At 63.7% G+C, this 14,408-nt stretch carries 16 protein-coding genes; 4 read left to right on the top strand and 12 right to left on the bottom strand.

Annotation, left to right across the window (positions count from 1 at the left end; genetic code table 11):
* Positions 1 to 44: 44 nt before the first annotated feature.
* Genes LNV07_RS23375 through soxC form a run of 11 tightly spaced genes read right to left on the bottom strand, consistent with a single transcriptional unit; the run spans position 45 to position 8,978 of the window.
* Positions 45 to 404: an ArsR/SmtB family transcription factor gene (locus LNV07_RS23375; protein WP_263573611.1), complete on the bottom strand. Its 360-nt coding sequence runs from the start codon at positions 402 to 404 to the stop codon at positions 45 to 47.
* A 35-nt stretch (positions 405 to 439) separates the two neighbouring features.
* Positions 440 to 1,387: an MBL fold metallo-hydrolase gene (locus LNV07_RS23370; RefSeq protein ID WP_263573610.1), complete on the bottom strand. Its 948-nt coding sequence runs from the start codon at positions 1,385 to 1,387 to the stop codon at positions 440 to 442.
* The gene (locus LNV07_RS23365; RefSeq protein WP_263573609.1) at positions 1,384 to 1,797 is read right to left on the bottom strand and encodes a DsrE family protein; all 414 of its coding nucleotides are present in this window, start codon (positions 1,795 to 1,797) and stop codon (positions 1,384 to 1,386) included. Before LNV07_RS23365 ends, LNV07_RS23370 begins: the two co-directional genes overlap by 4 nt.
* Before the next feature lie 39 nt (positions 1,798 to 1,836).
* Entirely contained in the window at positions 1,837 to 2,355 is a 519-nt protein-coding gene (locus LNV07_RS23360; RefSeq protein WP_263573608.1) for a GlcG/HbpS family heme-binding protein, read from the bottom strand.
* Positions 2,356 to 2,394: 39 nt separating this feature from the next.
* Entirely contained in the window at positions 2,395 to 4,137 is a 1,743-nt protein-coding gene (soxB, locus tag LNV07_RS23355; protein ID WP_263573607.1) for a thiosulfohydrolase SoxB, read from the bottom strand.
* Between the two features lie 28 nt (positions 4,138 to 4,165).
* The gene (gene soxX / locus LNV07_RS23350; RefSeq protein WP_263573606.1) at positions 4,166 to 4,822 is read right to left on the bottom strand and encodes a sulfur oxidation c-type cytochrome SoxX; all 657 of its coding nucleotides are present in this window, start codon (positions 4,820 to 4,822) and stop codon (positions 4,166 to 4,168) included.
* An 11-nt stretch (positions 4,823 to 4,833) separates the two neighbouring features.
* The gene (gene soxA, locus LNV07_RS23345; protein WP_263573605.1) at positions 4,834 to 5,631 is read right to left on the bottom strand and encodes a sulfur oxidation c-type cytochrome SoxA; all 798 of its coding nucleotides are present in this window, start codon (positions 5,629 to 5,631) and stop codon (positions 4,834 to 4,836) included.
* A gap of 51 nt (positions 5,632 to 5,682) precedes the next feature.
* Positions 5,683 to 5,994, bottom strand: coding sequence for a thiosulfate oxidation carrier complex protein SoxZ (soxZ, locus tag LNV07_RS23340; protein ID WP_263573604.1), 312 nt, complete (start codon positions 5,992 to 5,994; stop codon positions 5,683 to 5,685).
* 50 nt (positions 5,995 to 6,044) lie between these two features.
* Positions 6,045 to 6,512: a thiosulfate oxidation carrier protein SoxY gene (soxY, locus tag LNV07_RS23335; protein ID WP_263573603.1), complete on the bottom strand. Its 468-nt coding sequence runs from the start codon at positions 6,510 to 6,512 to the stop codon at positions 6,045 to 6,047.
* A gap of 44 nt (positions 6,513 to 6,556) precedes the next feature.
* Positions 6,557 to 7,633, bottom strand: a complete 1,077-nt coding sequence (locus LNV07_RS23330; protein ID WP_263573602.1) for a c-type cytochrome — start codon at positions 7,631 to 7,633, stop codon at positions 6,557 to 6,559.
* A complete protein-coding gene (gene soxC / locus LNV07_RS23325) occupies positions 7,617 to 8,978 on the bottom strand; it encodes a sulfite dehydrogenase (protein ID WP_263573601.1) in 1,362 nt (453 codons plus the stop codon). The genes LNV07_RS23330 and soxC overlap by 17 nt, the downstream gene beginning before the upstream one ends.
* 146 nt (positions 8,979 to 9,124) lie before the next feature.
* Here soxC and LNV07_RS23320 point away from each other — a divergent pair, with 146 nt between their 5' ends.
* Positions 9,125 to 10,243, top strand: a complete 1,119-nt coding sequence (locus tag LNV07_RS23320; protein ID WP_263573600.1) for a YeeE/YedE family protein — start codon at positions 9,125 to 9,127, stop codon at positions 10,241 to 10,243.
* On the opposite strand, the gene LNV07_RS23315 is transcribed toward LNV07_RS23320, so the two are convergent.
* The gene (locus LNV07_RS23315; RefSeq protein WP_263573599.1) at positions 10,240 to 11,814 is read right to left on the bottom strand and encodes a DUF4139 domain-containing protein; all 1,575 of its coding nucleotides are present in this window, start codon (positions 11,812 to 11,814) and stop codon (positions 10,240 to 10,242) included. The two genes, LNV07_RS23320 and LNV07_RS23315, sit on opposite strands and share 4 nt — an antisense overlap.
* A 64-nt stretch (positions 11,815 to 11,878) precedes the next feature.
* Between LNV07_RS23315 and queC the strand changes: the two genes are divergently transcribed.
* From queC to LNV07_RS23300, 3 genes are all read left to right on the top strand, one after another.
* Positions 11,879 to 12,604 carry a 7-cyano-7-deazaguanine synthase QueC gene (gene queC, locus LNV07_RS23310; protein ID WP_263573598.1) on the top strand — a complete coding sequence of 242 codons (726 nt, stop codon included), beginning with the start codon at positions 11,879 to 11,881 and terminating at the stop codon, positions 12,602 to 12,604.
* On the top strand, positions 12,601 to 13,146 hold the full coding sequence (locus tag LNV07_RS23305; RefSeq protein WP_263573597.1) for a LemA family protein: 546 nt from the start codon (positions 12,601 to 12,603) through the stop codon (positions 13,144 to 13,146). Before queC ends, LNV07_RS23305 begins: the two co-directional genes overlap by 4 nt.
* 132 nt (positions 13,147 to 13,278) lie before the next feature.
* Positions 13,279 to 14,406 (top strand): ABC transporter substrate-binding protein, encoded by a 1,128-nt coding sequence (locus tag LNV07_RS23300; RefSeq protein ID WP_397545600.1) that lies wholly within the window; start codon positions 13,279 to 13,281, stop codon positions 14,404 to 14,406.
* Positions 14,407 to 14,408 lie beyond the last annotated feature (2 nt).

The raw sequence follows: 14,408 nt of genomic DNA, 5'->3' as shown, positions 1-14,408 counted from the left end.
GCCGCGCCATGCTGTGCCGCCCGCAATGCAAGAACGCCGACGTTCTAGCCGATGACTCGCTGCCGCAGCAACCTGTCGTTAGAGTCAGCCGGCGTCTCTTCGTCGAAGTCGATCGCCACCTGGGTACACACGGCCCGGCACAAGGCCCCGACGCGCTCGCTTTGCAGGCTGTAGTAGATCTGCGTGCCTTCGCGGCGCTTGGCCAGCACGCCGCGCCGATAAAGCGTGGCCAGATGCTGCGACATATTCGGCTGCGTGGTGGCTATCAGTGCCAGCAACTCCGAAACGTTCTTCTCCTGTTGGCAGACGGCGCTGATGATCTTCAGCCGCACCGGCGTGGCCAGCAGCGCAAACAGCTCGGCGGCGGATTCGAATACGCGGTCTTGGCTACTTAGTTCATCCATGGGGCTTGTGCTTGGAAATTTGCCCAGCAAGGGCTTCAAGGTTCGGTCTGCTGCTCCATCAGCAGGTAGGTGTTATACGCGTTCATGCGGTTCGCTGCCTTGAACAAGGGCAAGTTTTCGAACCGCGACCAGTCGGCGGCGGCGTAAGCCTCCTCGAATGGCTGCAGATTGCGCGCGGCCTCGCCCATGGCCTTGCGCAGATGGAGCAGGTAGTCGCGGGTCAGCCTCAGGTCATGCATGGGGTCGACCGAGACCGGGCCGTGGCCGGGAATCACCAAGCGCGGGCTATAGGCGATCAAGCGATCCAGCGAGGCAATCCAGGCCCGGCTGTCGGCTTGGCCGATGAAGGGAATGCGGCCACTGAAGAACAGATCGCCGGAAAACAGCACGCCCGACTTGGGCAGTTGGACCAACAAGTCCTCCGCCGTATGCGCCGGGCCGGCGTGGCGGATCACGATCTCGTCGCCGCCGAGCTGGAGGCGGGTCTCGGCATCAGTCAACCAGCGATCCGCGCCGGTCAGCTGGGTTTGCTCGTTAACCCAAGGGCCGAGCTCCTGGCGGCTGGCCTGCAAGCGCCGCTGGGCCGCGTCCGATTGCAGATATTCTTGCCCCAGTCGGTGGGCCAGGATGGTGGCGCCGGCCGCCTTGAAGGCCTGCAAGCCGTAGATGTGGTCGGCGTGATAATGGGTGACGATCACATAACGTAGCGGCTGGTCGGTAACCCGGCGAATCTCGGCCAGCAACTCGTCGGCGAGCGCGGGTGAACCGAGCGCATCCACCACCACCACACCGGCATCGGTAACGATGAAGCCGGCGTTGGAAATGAAGTTGCGATTGGCCGGCGTGCCCAGCGCCGCCTCGCCCTGCACAAACCAGACCCGATCGGCCACCTGGCGCGCCTGCAGCTTGGGGGCAGCACCGGCCCACGCCCACAGCGGCGCCAACAAACTCAGGCTCAGCGCCCAAGAGCCGAATCGCCTCATGGCTTGATATAGGCGTAGCCCTCATGCTGCAGCTTGGAAGCGCGCACCACGCCGGACGGGGTGAAGTCGACCTCCTGCAGGAACTGGTCCTTGCTCAAGTCGCGCGCCTTCAGGGTGATTTCACAAACCTCGAAGCGCACGCCGCGGCCCTTCAAGGCCGACACCGGGCCGGCAAAGGCACTGCCGGCCTTGTCCTTGGCGCCTTCCATCAGGAAGTCAACGCCCTGCCCATGGGCCACCACGATGATCTGCGCGCTCGGCTCAATATCCAGGTGATTGCGCAAATTGCGCAGGCCGGCCAAGCCTTGGGTGGCGCTGTCGGTGAAGTGGTAGACAACCTTGTTTTGAGCCGCCGCCCAGCCCGAGGCCAGCAGCAGCGTTGCACAGACCAGCCATTGACGCAGATTCATGTCGAGATCCTTCCGGGTTGAAAAATGCATGAAGCAAACTCAGAACTCGACCGCCTCGGCGATGGCCTTCAGGCCGGCCAGCGCGCAAGCGTCGTCGGCCTCGCCACCGGGCGCGCCGGAGACGGCGATCGCGCCCAACACCATGCCGGCGGCCTCGATCGGCATGCCGCCGCCGATCGCCATCACATGTGGCGACGCCCGCAGGCCACTCATCGGCCTGCCCGCTTGCGTGCTCTCGGCCAGGCTCGCGGTGGGGATGCGGAAGCTGGCCGCGGTCCAGGCCTTGGTGCTGGCCACCTCGACCGTGTGCGCGCCGGCAAAGCGGTCGCGCAGCAGCACCTGCGTCACGCCGGCCCGGTCCACCACCGCCACCGCGACCTGATGGCCGTTCTTGCGGCATTGCGCCAGCGCGGCCTGCGCGGCCGCCAGCGCCGTTTCGGGCGTCAGCTGCTTGATCTCATAAGTGGCCGCGGCGGTCTGCGCGCCGGCGCTCGGCGTTGCGAGTGAGCAAAGCAAGGCCAGGGCGATCAGCCGCTCAAATGAAGAGTTCTTGTTCATGATTTTTCATGCCTTGCTCATGCCTTGCTCATGCCTTGGTCATGCCTTGGTAAGGCCCGGATTGCCCTGCACGCCGACCAGCGTCGGCGTGTTGATGCGGCGCGCCGCGACATGGCCGCCCGGCTGCGCCTTCAGCCAGCTCTCGACCAGATCCCAGATCGGCTGCTGGCCGGGCGCGTGGCGAGCCTCCTCGGCCACCGGCGCCCAGCCCGCCACCTTGTACTTGCGATTCGGGTCCAATAACTTGCCACCCAGGCGCATATTACCGATGCGCTGGCCCATTTTTTCACCCGGCGTGCAGCTATAGCTCAAACCACCCACCCGCACCATGTCGCCGCCCTGTTGGTAGTAGGGGTCGGGGTTGAAGAGGTTGTCGCCGACATCCTCAAGAATCGACTTGATGGTGGCGCCGCTCATCTCGGTGAGCGTGGTGTAGGGGTAGGTGATGGCCAACTGATCCATCATCAGCTCGCGCGTGATGGCGTCGCCGGGCAGCAGCGTGCTGCCCCAGCGGAAGCCCGGCGAGAACGCGATCTCGGCGCCCTGTACATCCATCAAGGCATCGCACAGAAGCTGATCCCAGCTGCCGTTGAAGTTGCCGCGCCGGTACAGCAGGCCGTCGCTGATCGCCAAGGTCTCGGCCAGGCGTGACGCATAGGGCTCCCTTACCTTGCTGATCAGCGCCGCCATCTCGGGGTCCGGCTTGAGCTGATTGGCAAATACAGGCAGCAGGCGATAACGGAAATCCTGCACGCGCCCGTTCTTGACCTCGAAATCCATCACGCCGAGGAACTTGCCGTTGCTGCCGGCATTGGTGACCAGGGTCTTGCCGCCGGCATTGCCGACCGGCACCGCGACCGGCACGCCGTCATGGGTGTGGCCGCCAAAGATCGCGTCGATGCCACGCACGCGCGAGGCCAGCTTCAGGTCCACGTCCATGCCGTTGTGCGACAGCAGCACCACCACCTGCGCCCGTTTGGCGCGGCACTCGTCCACCATCGCCTGCAGGTTTTCTTCCTGGATACCGAAGCTCCAATCGGCCACCATATAGCGCGGGTTGGCGATCGGCGTGTAGGGAAAAGCCTGGCCGATGATGGCCACCGACACGCCGTTGATATCGCGAATGACGTAGGGCTTGAAGACCGGGTCGCCGAAGTCATTGGTCTTGACGTTCTGGGCCAGAAATTCGATCTTGCCCTTGAAGTCTTTCTCGATGATCTCCTGCACCCGGGCCATGCCATAGGTGAACTCCCAATGGCCGGTCATCACGTCGACGCCGAGCAATTTGCTCGCTTCGACCATGTCTTGCGCGTTCGTCCACAGCGAGGTGGCCGAGCCCTGCCAGGTGTCGCCGCCGTCCAGCAACAGGGCGCCCGGCCGGCTCTGCTTCATCAGCTTGACCAGGGTGCTCAGATGGGCAAAGCCGCCGACGCGGCCGTAGCGGCGCGCGGCCTTTTCGAAGTCGATGCAGCTGTAGGCAAAGGCTTGAGGCGTGCCCGGCCGCAGGCCGGCGGCCTTCAGCAACTGCTCGCCGACCAGATGCGGCAACTGGCCTTGCATCGCGCCCAGCCCCAGGTTGACGCTGGGCTCGCGGAAATGGATGGGCAGCAACTGCGCATGGCAATCGGTCATGTGCAGCAGCGACACATTGCCGAAGGGCGCCGGGTCGTACAGGCCTTGCTGCGCCGTGGCGGCGTCGGCGTCGGCGTAGGTCCCCAAGCCCATGCCGGCCGCAGAGGCCGCGCCCAGGACCTGCAGAAACTCACGTTTGGATAGGCTCATGGGGCGATCTCTTTGAGTGCGAACTAACTTATTGATTGACCGGAGATTGCGGGTCCAGCAGCAAGGCCATCAAATGCTTGAGCTGCGTTTCATCCAGCAAGCCGCCGTGACCAAATCGCGGCATCTCCGAGCAAGCATTGAAGGCCTTGGCGTTCCAGAGCTTGGCCCAGGTGTAGTCGACGATGGGGGCGGCGGCCGCGCTTTGGGGATCACTGACGCCGCGCAACTTGCCGTACTGATAGAGGCTGGGGCCAATCGTGCCAAAAGAAAGCTCGGCCTTGCTGATCTGGTGGCAGTTGTAGCAATTGCCGCCATTGGCGCTGGGTGCGGCCGATTTGTCGGTCCAGGTCATGCCGCGGCCGTTTTGGGCCAGCTTCTCTCCCTCGCGCCAATCCCCCAGGTATTGACCATTGGCAGGCTTGGGCACGCTCTTCAGCGCGGCTGCTTGGAGCGGCGCCGCGACGGCGTCGGGCAAGGCGGCTCCCTGCGCCTTGGAACAGGCCAGGTTGACCGAGTCTTGTTGCAGGCGCTCGGTCTTGGCGATGCCTTCGTCGCGGAAGGAGCCGCTCATCATTTGCGTCAGCAAGGCCTCGTAGTCGGGCACCGGCGTGGTGGCCGCGCAGCCGGCCAGCAGCAGCGTGATCGCGCCGCCGAGCATCAGGGTGAGTTGTTTGTTAGGTTTCATGGCTCGCTCTTTCAACGCTTGAGGGCCGGGGCCACGGATTCGGCACCCTGGGCATTGACACCCATATAGCTGCCCAAGGCAATGGTCACGTCGGAGGCGTAGCCGGGGTATGGAAAGCGCTGCTGGCGGAAGCAGTCGTTCAGGCGGCGCTGCATGCTCCAGAGCTCACCGCTGCTGACCCGATAGGCCGGCCAGGCCGCAAAGCCCACGCCGTCGCCGGGGTTCTTGGAGAGTATGGGCAAGTCTTGCAGCCTTATCCGCTTGTCGGTCTGGCCATGGCAGGACGCGCAGGAAAAGTCATGTGAACCGGCGCGGTAGAAGAACGCCCGCTTGCCGAGTTCATAACTTTTACGTTCTTCGGCATGGGCCTGCGGGAGCTTGAACCTCAGGCCGCGCGATTCGGCCGAGATCCAGGCCGCCAGGCTCTCCAGCGTCTTTTGTTCGCCTTGGCCAAATGGCGTCTTGGCGATGGCCGTCGCATCAAAGCCTTGGAGCCGCTCCATGCAGGTCAGCAGGCGTGACTCCATGTCTTGCACGCGGCCGGTATCGGCAAACCAGCGCGGCAACTCGACGAACACGCCTTTGACGACACCCGGCCCCTTGCCCAGATCGCATTGCTGCAAGTCGGCATTTTTGGGGCCGCGCGGGGTCTTCCAGAGCGCCTCGCCTTTGGCCTCGAACAACTCGGCCGGGTTGCCGTCGGCCAACATGGCGCGGTATTCGGCAATGCTGTCGGCGGTGGTTTTTTGCTGAGCCGCGGCGGCGCCGGCAAGTGCCAGCGAGCTTGTAATCAATAGGATCTTGCGCATGGTCGGGCCTGTTGTTCGGAGGTCATGACGGAGTGCTGCAGGTGCAGGGACTCAGGATACGACGGCTTCATCGGTGCGCTTGTCGCCTTTGTTGTCGACCCAGGTGACGCTGATCTTGTCGCCCGCCTTGGCGCCCTTGAGATTGAATTGCAGAAAGGGATTCTTGGCGACCGACGGTCCCCATTGCGCGCTCAGCACCGGCTTGCCGTTGAGCTGGGCCGTTACTTCCTGAATGAACCAGGCGGGAATGGTTTTTCCGGCGCTGTCTTTGCGCTGACCGGTCTCCATTTCGTGGGCCATCAATATGCGCACGACGGCCTTGTCGCCGGCGGCTTGAGCGCGAATCTTCATGGGATCTGACATGGTGTTTCTCCTGTGATGTCGAGGGAATAGGGGAAGGGGCTCTGCCTTACTCAGCCGCCGCAACCGCCCAAGGTCACCTTCACTTCTTTGACCGCATACAGCACCTTGCCGTCGCTCATCAAGGCCACGGCAAATACATTGGATGACTGGCCCATCTTGACGCGCGTCTGGAAGTTCGCCTCGACCGCGTCGCTGACGTCGAAGATCGCCGACAACATGGCCGGGTTCTTCTCGACCAGCAGCAGCATGTGCTTGACGCCGGCCAGCGTCGTCGAGGCACCGACGGGTACCACCGCACCGTTCTCGGCAATGTCCGGCCCGGTCAGGGTGACGTCCTTGCTCTCGACCGGCGCGCCGGCGCCCAGCGCCTTCATCAACTCGGCCATGGTCTTGGCGTCAAAGGCCGCCGTGTTGTAGGCCTTGGCCTGTGCCTGGGCCAAGCCGGGCAGCATGCCAAGGGTGGCCAGCATGCCGGCCACTTGGGCCGACCGAGAAAGCATTGTTCGACGAGTTTGCATGAGAAATCCTCTATCTCTGATTGCCAATGATGTGGAAGTTAGCTTCATTTTTCGGCCCCCGTCGCCAGCCATTCGGCGATCGTTTTGGCGTCGGCCTCGCTGATGGTCTGCGCCGGCATCGGGATCGCCCCCCAAACCCCCGCGCCGCCGGCGATGATCTTGCCGCTCAAGTAGGCAACAGCGTCCGCGCGCTGAGCATATTTGTTGGCGATCTCGCGCAAGCCCGGACCGACGATTTTGTTTTCAAGGCCGTGGCAGGCAACGCAGCCGTGCTTCTGTGTCAGCAGCATCGCGGCCTCGCCCGCGCCCTTGGCCGCTGAGCCTGGCCGCTTGGGCGCTTGCGCCGGGGCGCCACCGGGGCCGCTGGTGTCCACGCCATGCTGGGCGCCGACCCCGCGGTTCTGCTCGGCCAGATTGCCATGCGCGTTGCGGGCAAAGTCGGGCAAGGCCGAGGCGATTTTTGGCAAAGGCGCGCAGTCCTTCACGCAGGCCGTCGCCTTGACATCGGGCTTGCCGCCATTGCCCATGCCGGCACCGGGCCAGAGCCCATGGTCGCTGTGCAGACCGTGTCGGTTCGGCAGCAGCGCCTGCACCTCGTGCATATTGCGGTCGGACAAGACCAGCTCGTCGGGCACGATGCCGCCCAGATTGAGCAGATAGGCGGTGACGGCGTAGACCTCGTCGGCGCTCAGTGACTTGGGCGCCGTCCAGGGCATCGCGCGATTGATGTAGTCCCAGAGCGTGGACAGATTGGCCAGCTTCATCAGCGTGGTGCGCGCCGGGAAGGCCGAGTCGGTCAGGCGCGCCACCCGGCCGCTTTGGATGTCGGCTGCGGTCGTGCCACCCACCAGCGGCGCGAAGACCTGGTTGCTTTCGCCGAACACGCCATGACAGGACGCGCATTTGCCTTCCCAGATGACCATGCCCTGGGCGACCGAACCTTTGCCGGGCGGCAGGCCCTTGAAATCGGGCCTGACGTCAATGTCCCAGGCGCTCAATTCGGCGGCCGTCGCCACGCGGCCCAGCCCAGGGTAGGTCTTGCTCTGGGCCTGGGCGGAGCCGCTCAGGCCGAGGCCCATCAGCAGGCTGGAAGCCAGCAAGAACTCACGCCAACTGGACATTTTTCACCTCGCCGTCTTCCTGCACCAGCCAGGTTTGCACCGCGTTATTGTGATAAATCGAGCGCGTTCCGCGCACCGCGATGAGTTGCTGCTTGCGCGGTTGCACATAGCCGGTTTCGTCGATGGCGCGGCTTTGCAGCAAGGCGGGCTTGCCGTCCCAGACCCAATCGAGACTGAAGCGTGTCAGGCATTTGCTCAGCACCGGCGTCTCCAGCCTGGCACCGCGCCAGTTGCGGCCGCCGTCCGTCGAGACATCGACGCGGCCAATCTTGCCGCGGCCCGACCAGGCCAGACCGCTGATGCTGTAAAACCCCTTGTCCAGCAAGACCTGACCCCCGGACGGGCTGGTGATCACGCTTTTGCATTCTTGCGTGCTCGAATATTGCCGATGGCGGCCGTCGGGCATCAGATCGATGTAGTGAATCGCCTCATCTTTGGCACCATAGGGCCGATCGCCGACCTCGATGCGGCGCAGGTATTTGACCCAGCTGACGCCCTGCACGCCGGGTACGACCAGGCGCAGCGGGTAGCCATTCTCGGGCCGCAGCATTTCGCCGTTCTGGCCATAGGCAACCAGCACCTCACCGCTTTCGACCAACTCCATTGGCACGGTCCGCGTCATCGAGGAACCGTCGGCGCCCTCGGCCAACACATAGCGGGCGCGCTTGTAGTCGACGCCGGCGAGGTCCAGCAGGGTGCGCAGCGGCACGCCGGTGAACTCGCTGCAGCTCAGCATGCCATGCGTGTACTGGCAGGTCGGCACCGCGACATTGCCCCATTCCATGCCGGTATTGGCGCCGCACTCGATGAAGTGAAAGCGGCTCACGGCCGGCAATCGCATCAGCTCATCGAGCGTGAAGACCATCGCCCGCTTGAGCATTTTTTCGTCGGAGCCGTTCAACATCAAGCGGTGCTTGCCGGGGTCGATATCCCACCAACCCTGGTGATGACGCTCGAAGTGCAGGCCGCTGGGCGTGACGATGCCGAACAGCGATTGCAGCGGCGCGAAGGAAACCGAGGCCTGCGTGGTCGGCGTTAGGCCGGGGCTGATGCGGCGCTGCACATTCGCCTCGTATTTGGACGGTTTGCCATAACCCTCCAGTGCCACCGGCTGGCCGAGCCCGCGTGAATGCGCGGGCAACTCGAGGATGTTGGGGTCGCCGTTGCCGGATTGGGCGCGCGTCGCAAGCGTCGCGCCGGCGAGGCTGGCCGAAGCGAAGGCTTTGCGGATAAAGTCGCGACGACCGCTGCGGGCCTGAGCGAACACCTGGCCGACCCCATCCCGATCCAGAAAATTCTCGACCGCCTTGAGCAAGCGGCCGGGTGAGTGATGCGGATTGCTCAAGCGGCTCTCCTGTGCTGGGGTCAAATTGTTTATAAGGCATCGCAAATATAAGCCTGCACTCATTAAATGAGATCAGTGAAAACCCTGGGTCCAATTCGCTTGTTTCTCCAACCATTCGCCAAAGACTGATTGATTGATTGATCCTTATGCATCTGCCATTGAATCCTGCCGAAGCCAGCGCCGCCGTCGTCTGGGGCGGCCTGGCCCTCGGCTTGGCGCTTGGGGCGCTTGCCCAGGCCACGCGCTTTTGCACCCGCGGCGCCATCTCGGACCTGTACAGCTATGGCGGTACATCGCGCCTGCTGATGTGGGTCTTGGCGGTCGCGGTTGCCGCTGCCGGCGGCTTTGGCCTGATGCAGATCGGCTGGCTGGATGCCTCGCGCAGCATGGCCTGGAGCGAGCGGTTTTTGTGGCCGTCCTATTTGGTCGGCGGCGCGCTGTTCGGCTACGGCATGGTGCTGGCTTCGGGCTGCCCGCAGCGCAGTCTGGTGAAGGCGGCTTCCGGCAATATGAAGGCTTGGGTGACGCTGATCGTGGCTGCCGTGACGGCGCAGATGACGCTGCGCGGCGTATTGGCCGAGTTGCGCGTGAAGTTCCTGGACGCCTTTGGCTGGCAACTCGCCACGCCGCAAGATCTGGGCTCGCTGCTGGCCTCGGCTTTGGGCATTGCCTCGGCGACTCCTGTGCGCGCCGCGCTGCTGTCCTTGCTGCTGCTATTGGCCGGTCTGTTGCTGTGGCGCAAGCGGGCAAGCCTCGAGCCCGGCCATGGGTGGGGCGGCGTGCTGCTGGGCGCTTTGTTGGTTGCGGCTTGGGCGCTGACCGGTCATCTGGGCTTTATTGCCGAGCATCCGGATACCTTGGAAGCAGCCTGGATGGGCACCTACTCGCACCGACCCGAGGGCTTCAGCTTTGCCGCGCCCTTGGCGCAGAGCCTGGACTTGTTGACGCTTTGGTCCGACCGCAACAACACCGCGACCTTTGGCGTAACGCTGACACTGGGCGTGCTGCTGGGCAGCTTGGCGTCGGCGCTGCTGCGCAAGGAATTCTTCTGGGAATCGTTCCGCAGCGCCCGGGACATGGGCGACCATTTGCTCGGCGGTGTGCTGATGGGTTTTGGCGGCGTGACGGCGATGGGTTGCTCGATCGGCCAAGGCGTCACCGGGCTGTCGCTGTTGTCGGCCGGCGCGGTGCTGGCGCTGGCCGCCATTGTCGGAGGCGCCTGGCTGGCCTTGTATCGGCAAGCCAGGCAAATTGAGAAAAGTTAGCGCAGCCCGCCTATCCGCGCATCCTTGGGGTAACTGATCGAATACTCCGCCGTGATGCGCAAGGTCTTGCCGGCCTCCAGTGGCAGCTCCCAGGCCACCACGCCGGGCTGCTTCTTCCAGGCCTCAAGGCTGGGCTTGGGATTGAAGACGGTTTGCACGCGGATGTCTTCGTGCCTTCCGACCGGCGAGGCCTCCAGCACTTGCAACTGCACCGGCTTTTTGTGCAGGTTCTCCAGCACAAAGGCGCGGCCGATTTTCTGTTCGGCGCGCGAGCCGATGAAGCCGGCGTTGGCGCCGCCGCGCTGCTCGGGCTCGACCTTGACCCGTAGCATTTCGTCGCGGCCGAAGAACAGCTCCAGCCGTTCCTCGCTGCCCAGATTCAACTGACTGTTGCCGACGAAGTCGCCGTCGCGAAACAGTTGCAGTGCGCCACTCGGCCAGGAGCCGGCGGGCCGGGCCAGCTCGGCCATCAAAAAGGCCTGCGCCTCTTGCTGCGGCTGCACCCGCCGCAGCACTTGCGCGTCCACCAACTCGCTGCCGAGTGAATAGCCAACCCGCTGGCCGTCGCTGGCGACATTGACCAGGCCGGGCACGCCGAATTCGGCGGCGAATTCCCCTTGGAAGACGCTGACATCGAAACGTGCGGACTCGTCTTGCGACTGGGCCAGCGGGCTGCGCGCGATGGCCATCGCCGGCGGAGCCGGAGCCTCCCGCGAGAATTGCATTTCTGCTTGCGCCTGAAGCGGCGGCAGGATGTCCAGCGTCCAAGGGTAGGGCGGCGCGATGCCGGTGTTTTGACGCGGCTGCACCGTCGACAAACGCAGCTTCACACCGCTCCAGTCTTCACCGCTGTTCTGGGCCACCTGGGCTTGGCGCTCCAGGCGCAGCTGCCCTTTGGCCGTGTCCAAGTGGGCCCGGTAGACCGGCGTCCAGCCCGCTTGGCTGACACGGTAGCTCAGCCGCAACTCGCCGGCCTGCTCGGCGGCCAGGCGGATCTGCAAACTGCGCAGCTGCGGGTTGGCCTTGATCAGGCGGTCGCGTTCGGCCAGCAGCGGGGTCAGGTCTTGCTCGATCAATTGCTTTTTACGCAGCAGCTGATGTTGGCGCTGCATCGCCTCCAGGCCGCTGCGTCGCAAGGACTCGGCGGTGCTGCCGATGGCGACTTGATTGCCTGCGCCGGGGCTTGAGCCCATGCCGAAATTCTTCAGAAAACCAAGCACCAGCTCATGTGCATCGATCTCGGCCTTCAGGTCGGCCTGCTTGTCCTCAAGCGCACGGATGCTGGCGTCGAGCGGGCTGCTAGCGCATTCTGGCGCGCGCTCGCGCGCCATGGTCTGCACGCTGACATCACCGATTTGCGTGCCTGTATCGCCTTGCAGCTGCAGCGAATCGAGGTCGAATCGGGTCGGCAGACAGCTGAGTTTGAGCGTTTGTGCGCCGGCGGCCACCTTGGCCACCCGCTCGACGGTGGCGCCGCCTGGGTAGACCAACACATGACTGATCTTGCTGCTTTGAGCCTGGGCAAGGCCGGGCAGGGCTAATAGCAAAGGAAGAAGAAGGCGGGGTGTCATGCGCGGGCTCCAAGAGTTTCGGTCGGGAACATAGCATGGCCGCCGACCCTGGCACACTGGCGATATGAGTGAATATCCACAAGCCAACGCCTCCCGCAAAGCCCTGGTGCTGTTTTCCGGCGGTCAGGATTCGACCGCCTGCCTCGCCTGGGCGCTTGACCGTTATGCCTCGGTTGAGACCATCGGCTTTGACTACGGTCAACGCCATCGCATCGAGCTGGAATGCCGGCAAACGGTACGCGCCGAGTTGATCGCGCGCTTCCCGGCCTGGGGCGCCAAGCTGGGCGAGGATCATCTGCTCGACCTGAGTCTGCTGTCCCAGATCTCTAGCACCGCGCTGACCGAACACCGCGCCATCGAGATGCAGGCCAATGGCTTGCCGAATACCTTTGTGCCCGGCCGCAATCTGCTGTTTCTGACCTTCGCGGCCACGCTGGCTTACCGGCGCGGCGCCTCGGTGCTGGTGGGCGGCATGTGCGAGACCGACTTTTCCGGCTACCCGGACTGCCGCGACAACACCCTCAAGGCCTTGCAAGTGGCGCTGAGCCTGGGGCTGGACGCTCCGATGACGGTGGAGACGCCGTTGATGTTCATTACCAAGGCGCAGACTTGGGGCTTGAGCGAAAGCCTGGGCGGTGCGGCGCTGAATGATTTGATCGTCGAGCATACCCATACCTGCTATCTGGGCGAACGCACGCAGCGCCATGCTTGGGGTTATGGCTGCGGCAGTTGCCCGGCCTGCGAGTTGCGTGCGCGTGGTTTCGAAGAATTCAGCGAGTCGCGGCAATGAGCGGTTTGAATTGGACGCTGTGGACGGTGGCGGCGCTGCTGCTGTTTTGGGGCATTGGCGCCTACAACCGGCTGATGCGTTTGCGCAATGGCATCAATGCCGCCTTTGTGCAACTCGACGAACATCTAAGCGCGCGCGCGGCCTTGTGCAGCAAGCTGCTTGTATTGCTGGAGCCCTTGCTCAGCAACGAGAAGGCCACCTTTGACGCCTTGGAGCAGGCCGAGGCCGAGGTGCGAGCGTCGGCCCAAGCCACCCGACCTCGCCCTTATGTGGCGGAGCCAGTTGGCGCGCTGGGGGTGGCCAGCGCCGTGCATGCGGCAGCATTGACCCGCTTGATGTCAATGCTTGAGCACCATGCCGAGCTGCGCGAGCATGCCGATCTCTATGCATTGGTCGATGAGTTGAAAATGGTCGAGCGCCGGCGCACTTTCTCTCGTCAGCTGTTCAATCAAGCGGTTTGGCTGTTTAACGAAGCGATCACGCAGTTCCCGACTCGCATCCTGGCAAGCCTGTATGGTTTTCGTGAAGCGCGTTCGCTTTGAATTGGGCAATTTGCCGATAAGTTCCGGTGTAATGAGCAAGAAGTCACGCTCTTGCCGTTTGACCTAGCGGCGCAACTTCAAAGGCCTCTATTTGACGGCGATGCTCTCGATTCATCAGAAATTGGGAGACCGATCTTGCTTCGTCGACATGTGTTGAGCGCAATGGCCGCGCTGTCTCTCCCCGCTTTGGTTCAAGCGCAGGCCCTTGGTCGCAAACGCATCGTCCTTGGCCAATCGGCCCCCTTGACCGGCCCCGCTGCCCAACTGGGTTTGCAGATGCAGGCCGGCGCCAAACTCTATTTCGATGCCGTCAACGCCAGCGGCGGCATAGCCGGCAGCCTGATTGATCTGCAAACCCTGGATGACGGCTACGAGCCTCAGCGCTGCGAGGCCAATACGGCCAAATTCATCGAAGATGATGTGCTGGCGCTGTTCGGTTATGTGGGCACGCCCACCACCCTTGCCGCCTTGCCTCTGATCAATCAACACCACATGCCGCTCTTTGCGCCCTTCACCGGGGCCGAGGCGCTGCGCGTGCCCATGAGTCGCTGGGTGTTTCACCTGCGCGCGTCCTATTACGATGAAACCGCCCTGATCGTCAATCAAATGACCAATCTGGGCTTGAAGAAGATTTCGGTCTTCTATCAAAACGATGCCTATGGCAAGGCCGGCCTTGCGGGCGTCAATCGGGCTCTGACGAGCCAGTCGCTGACGACCGTCGCCACCGCCACGGTGGAGCGCAATACGGTCGACGTGGCAAAGGCGGTGAGCGAGTTGGTGGTGGGCCGACCCGAGGCCATCGTGATGGTCAGCGCCTACAAAAGCTGCGCGGCTTTTATCCGCGAGGCTCGCAAGGCCGGCTACGGCGGCGTCTTCTATAACGTCTCGTTTGTGGGCACCCAGGCGCTCTCTGACGAACTCGGCAAAGAGGCGCTTGGCGTCGTTGTCAGCCAAGTCATGCCCTATCCCTTTGGCATCGCCCATGGCGTGGTTGCCGACTATCAGGCTGCCGTGCAGAAGGCGGGCAACGGCTTGCGCCCCAATTACACCGGCATGGAGGGATTCTTGGCCGCCAAGGTATTCACCGAAGCCCTGCGGCGCGCCAAAACCCTGACGCGCGAGAGCCTGATTGCGGGGCTGGAAAGTCTGAGCAACTACAACGCCGGTGGCTTTACGGTCAATTTCGGTCCGGGGCGGCGCGTGGCCTCGAGCTTTGTCGAGCTATCCATGCTGACCGGCGACGGCCGCGTCAGGCGCTGACG

It is taken from the genome of Roseateles oligotrophus (assembly GCF_025717515.1).
GTDB classification, from domain to species: Bacteria; Pseudomonadota; Gammaproteobacteria; order Burkholderiales; family Burkholderiaceae_C; genus Paucibacter_A; species Paucibacter_A oligotrophus.
The sequence above is the reverse complement of the archived record's forward strand: the minus strand, read 5'-3'. Positions and strand labels throughout refer to the sequence as shown.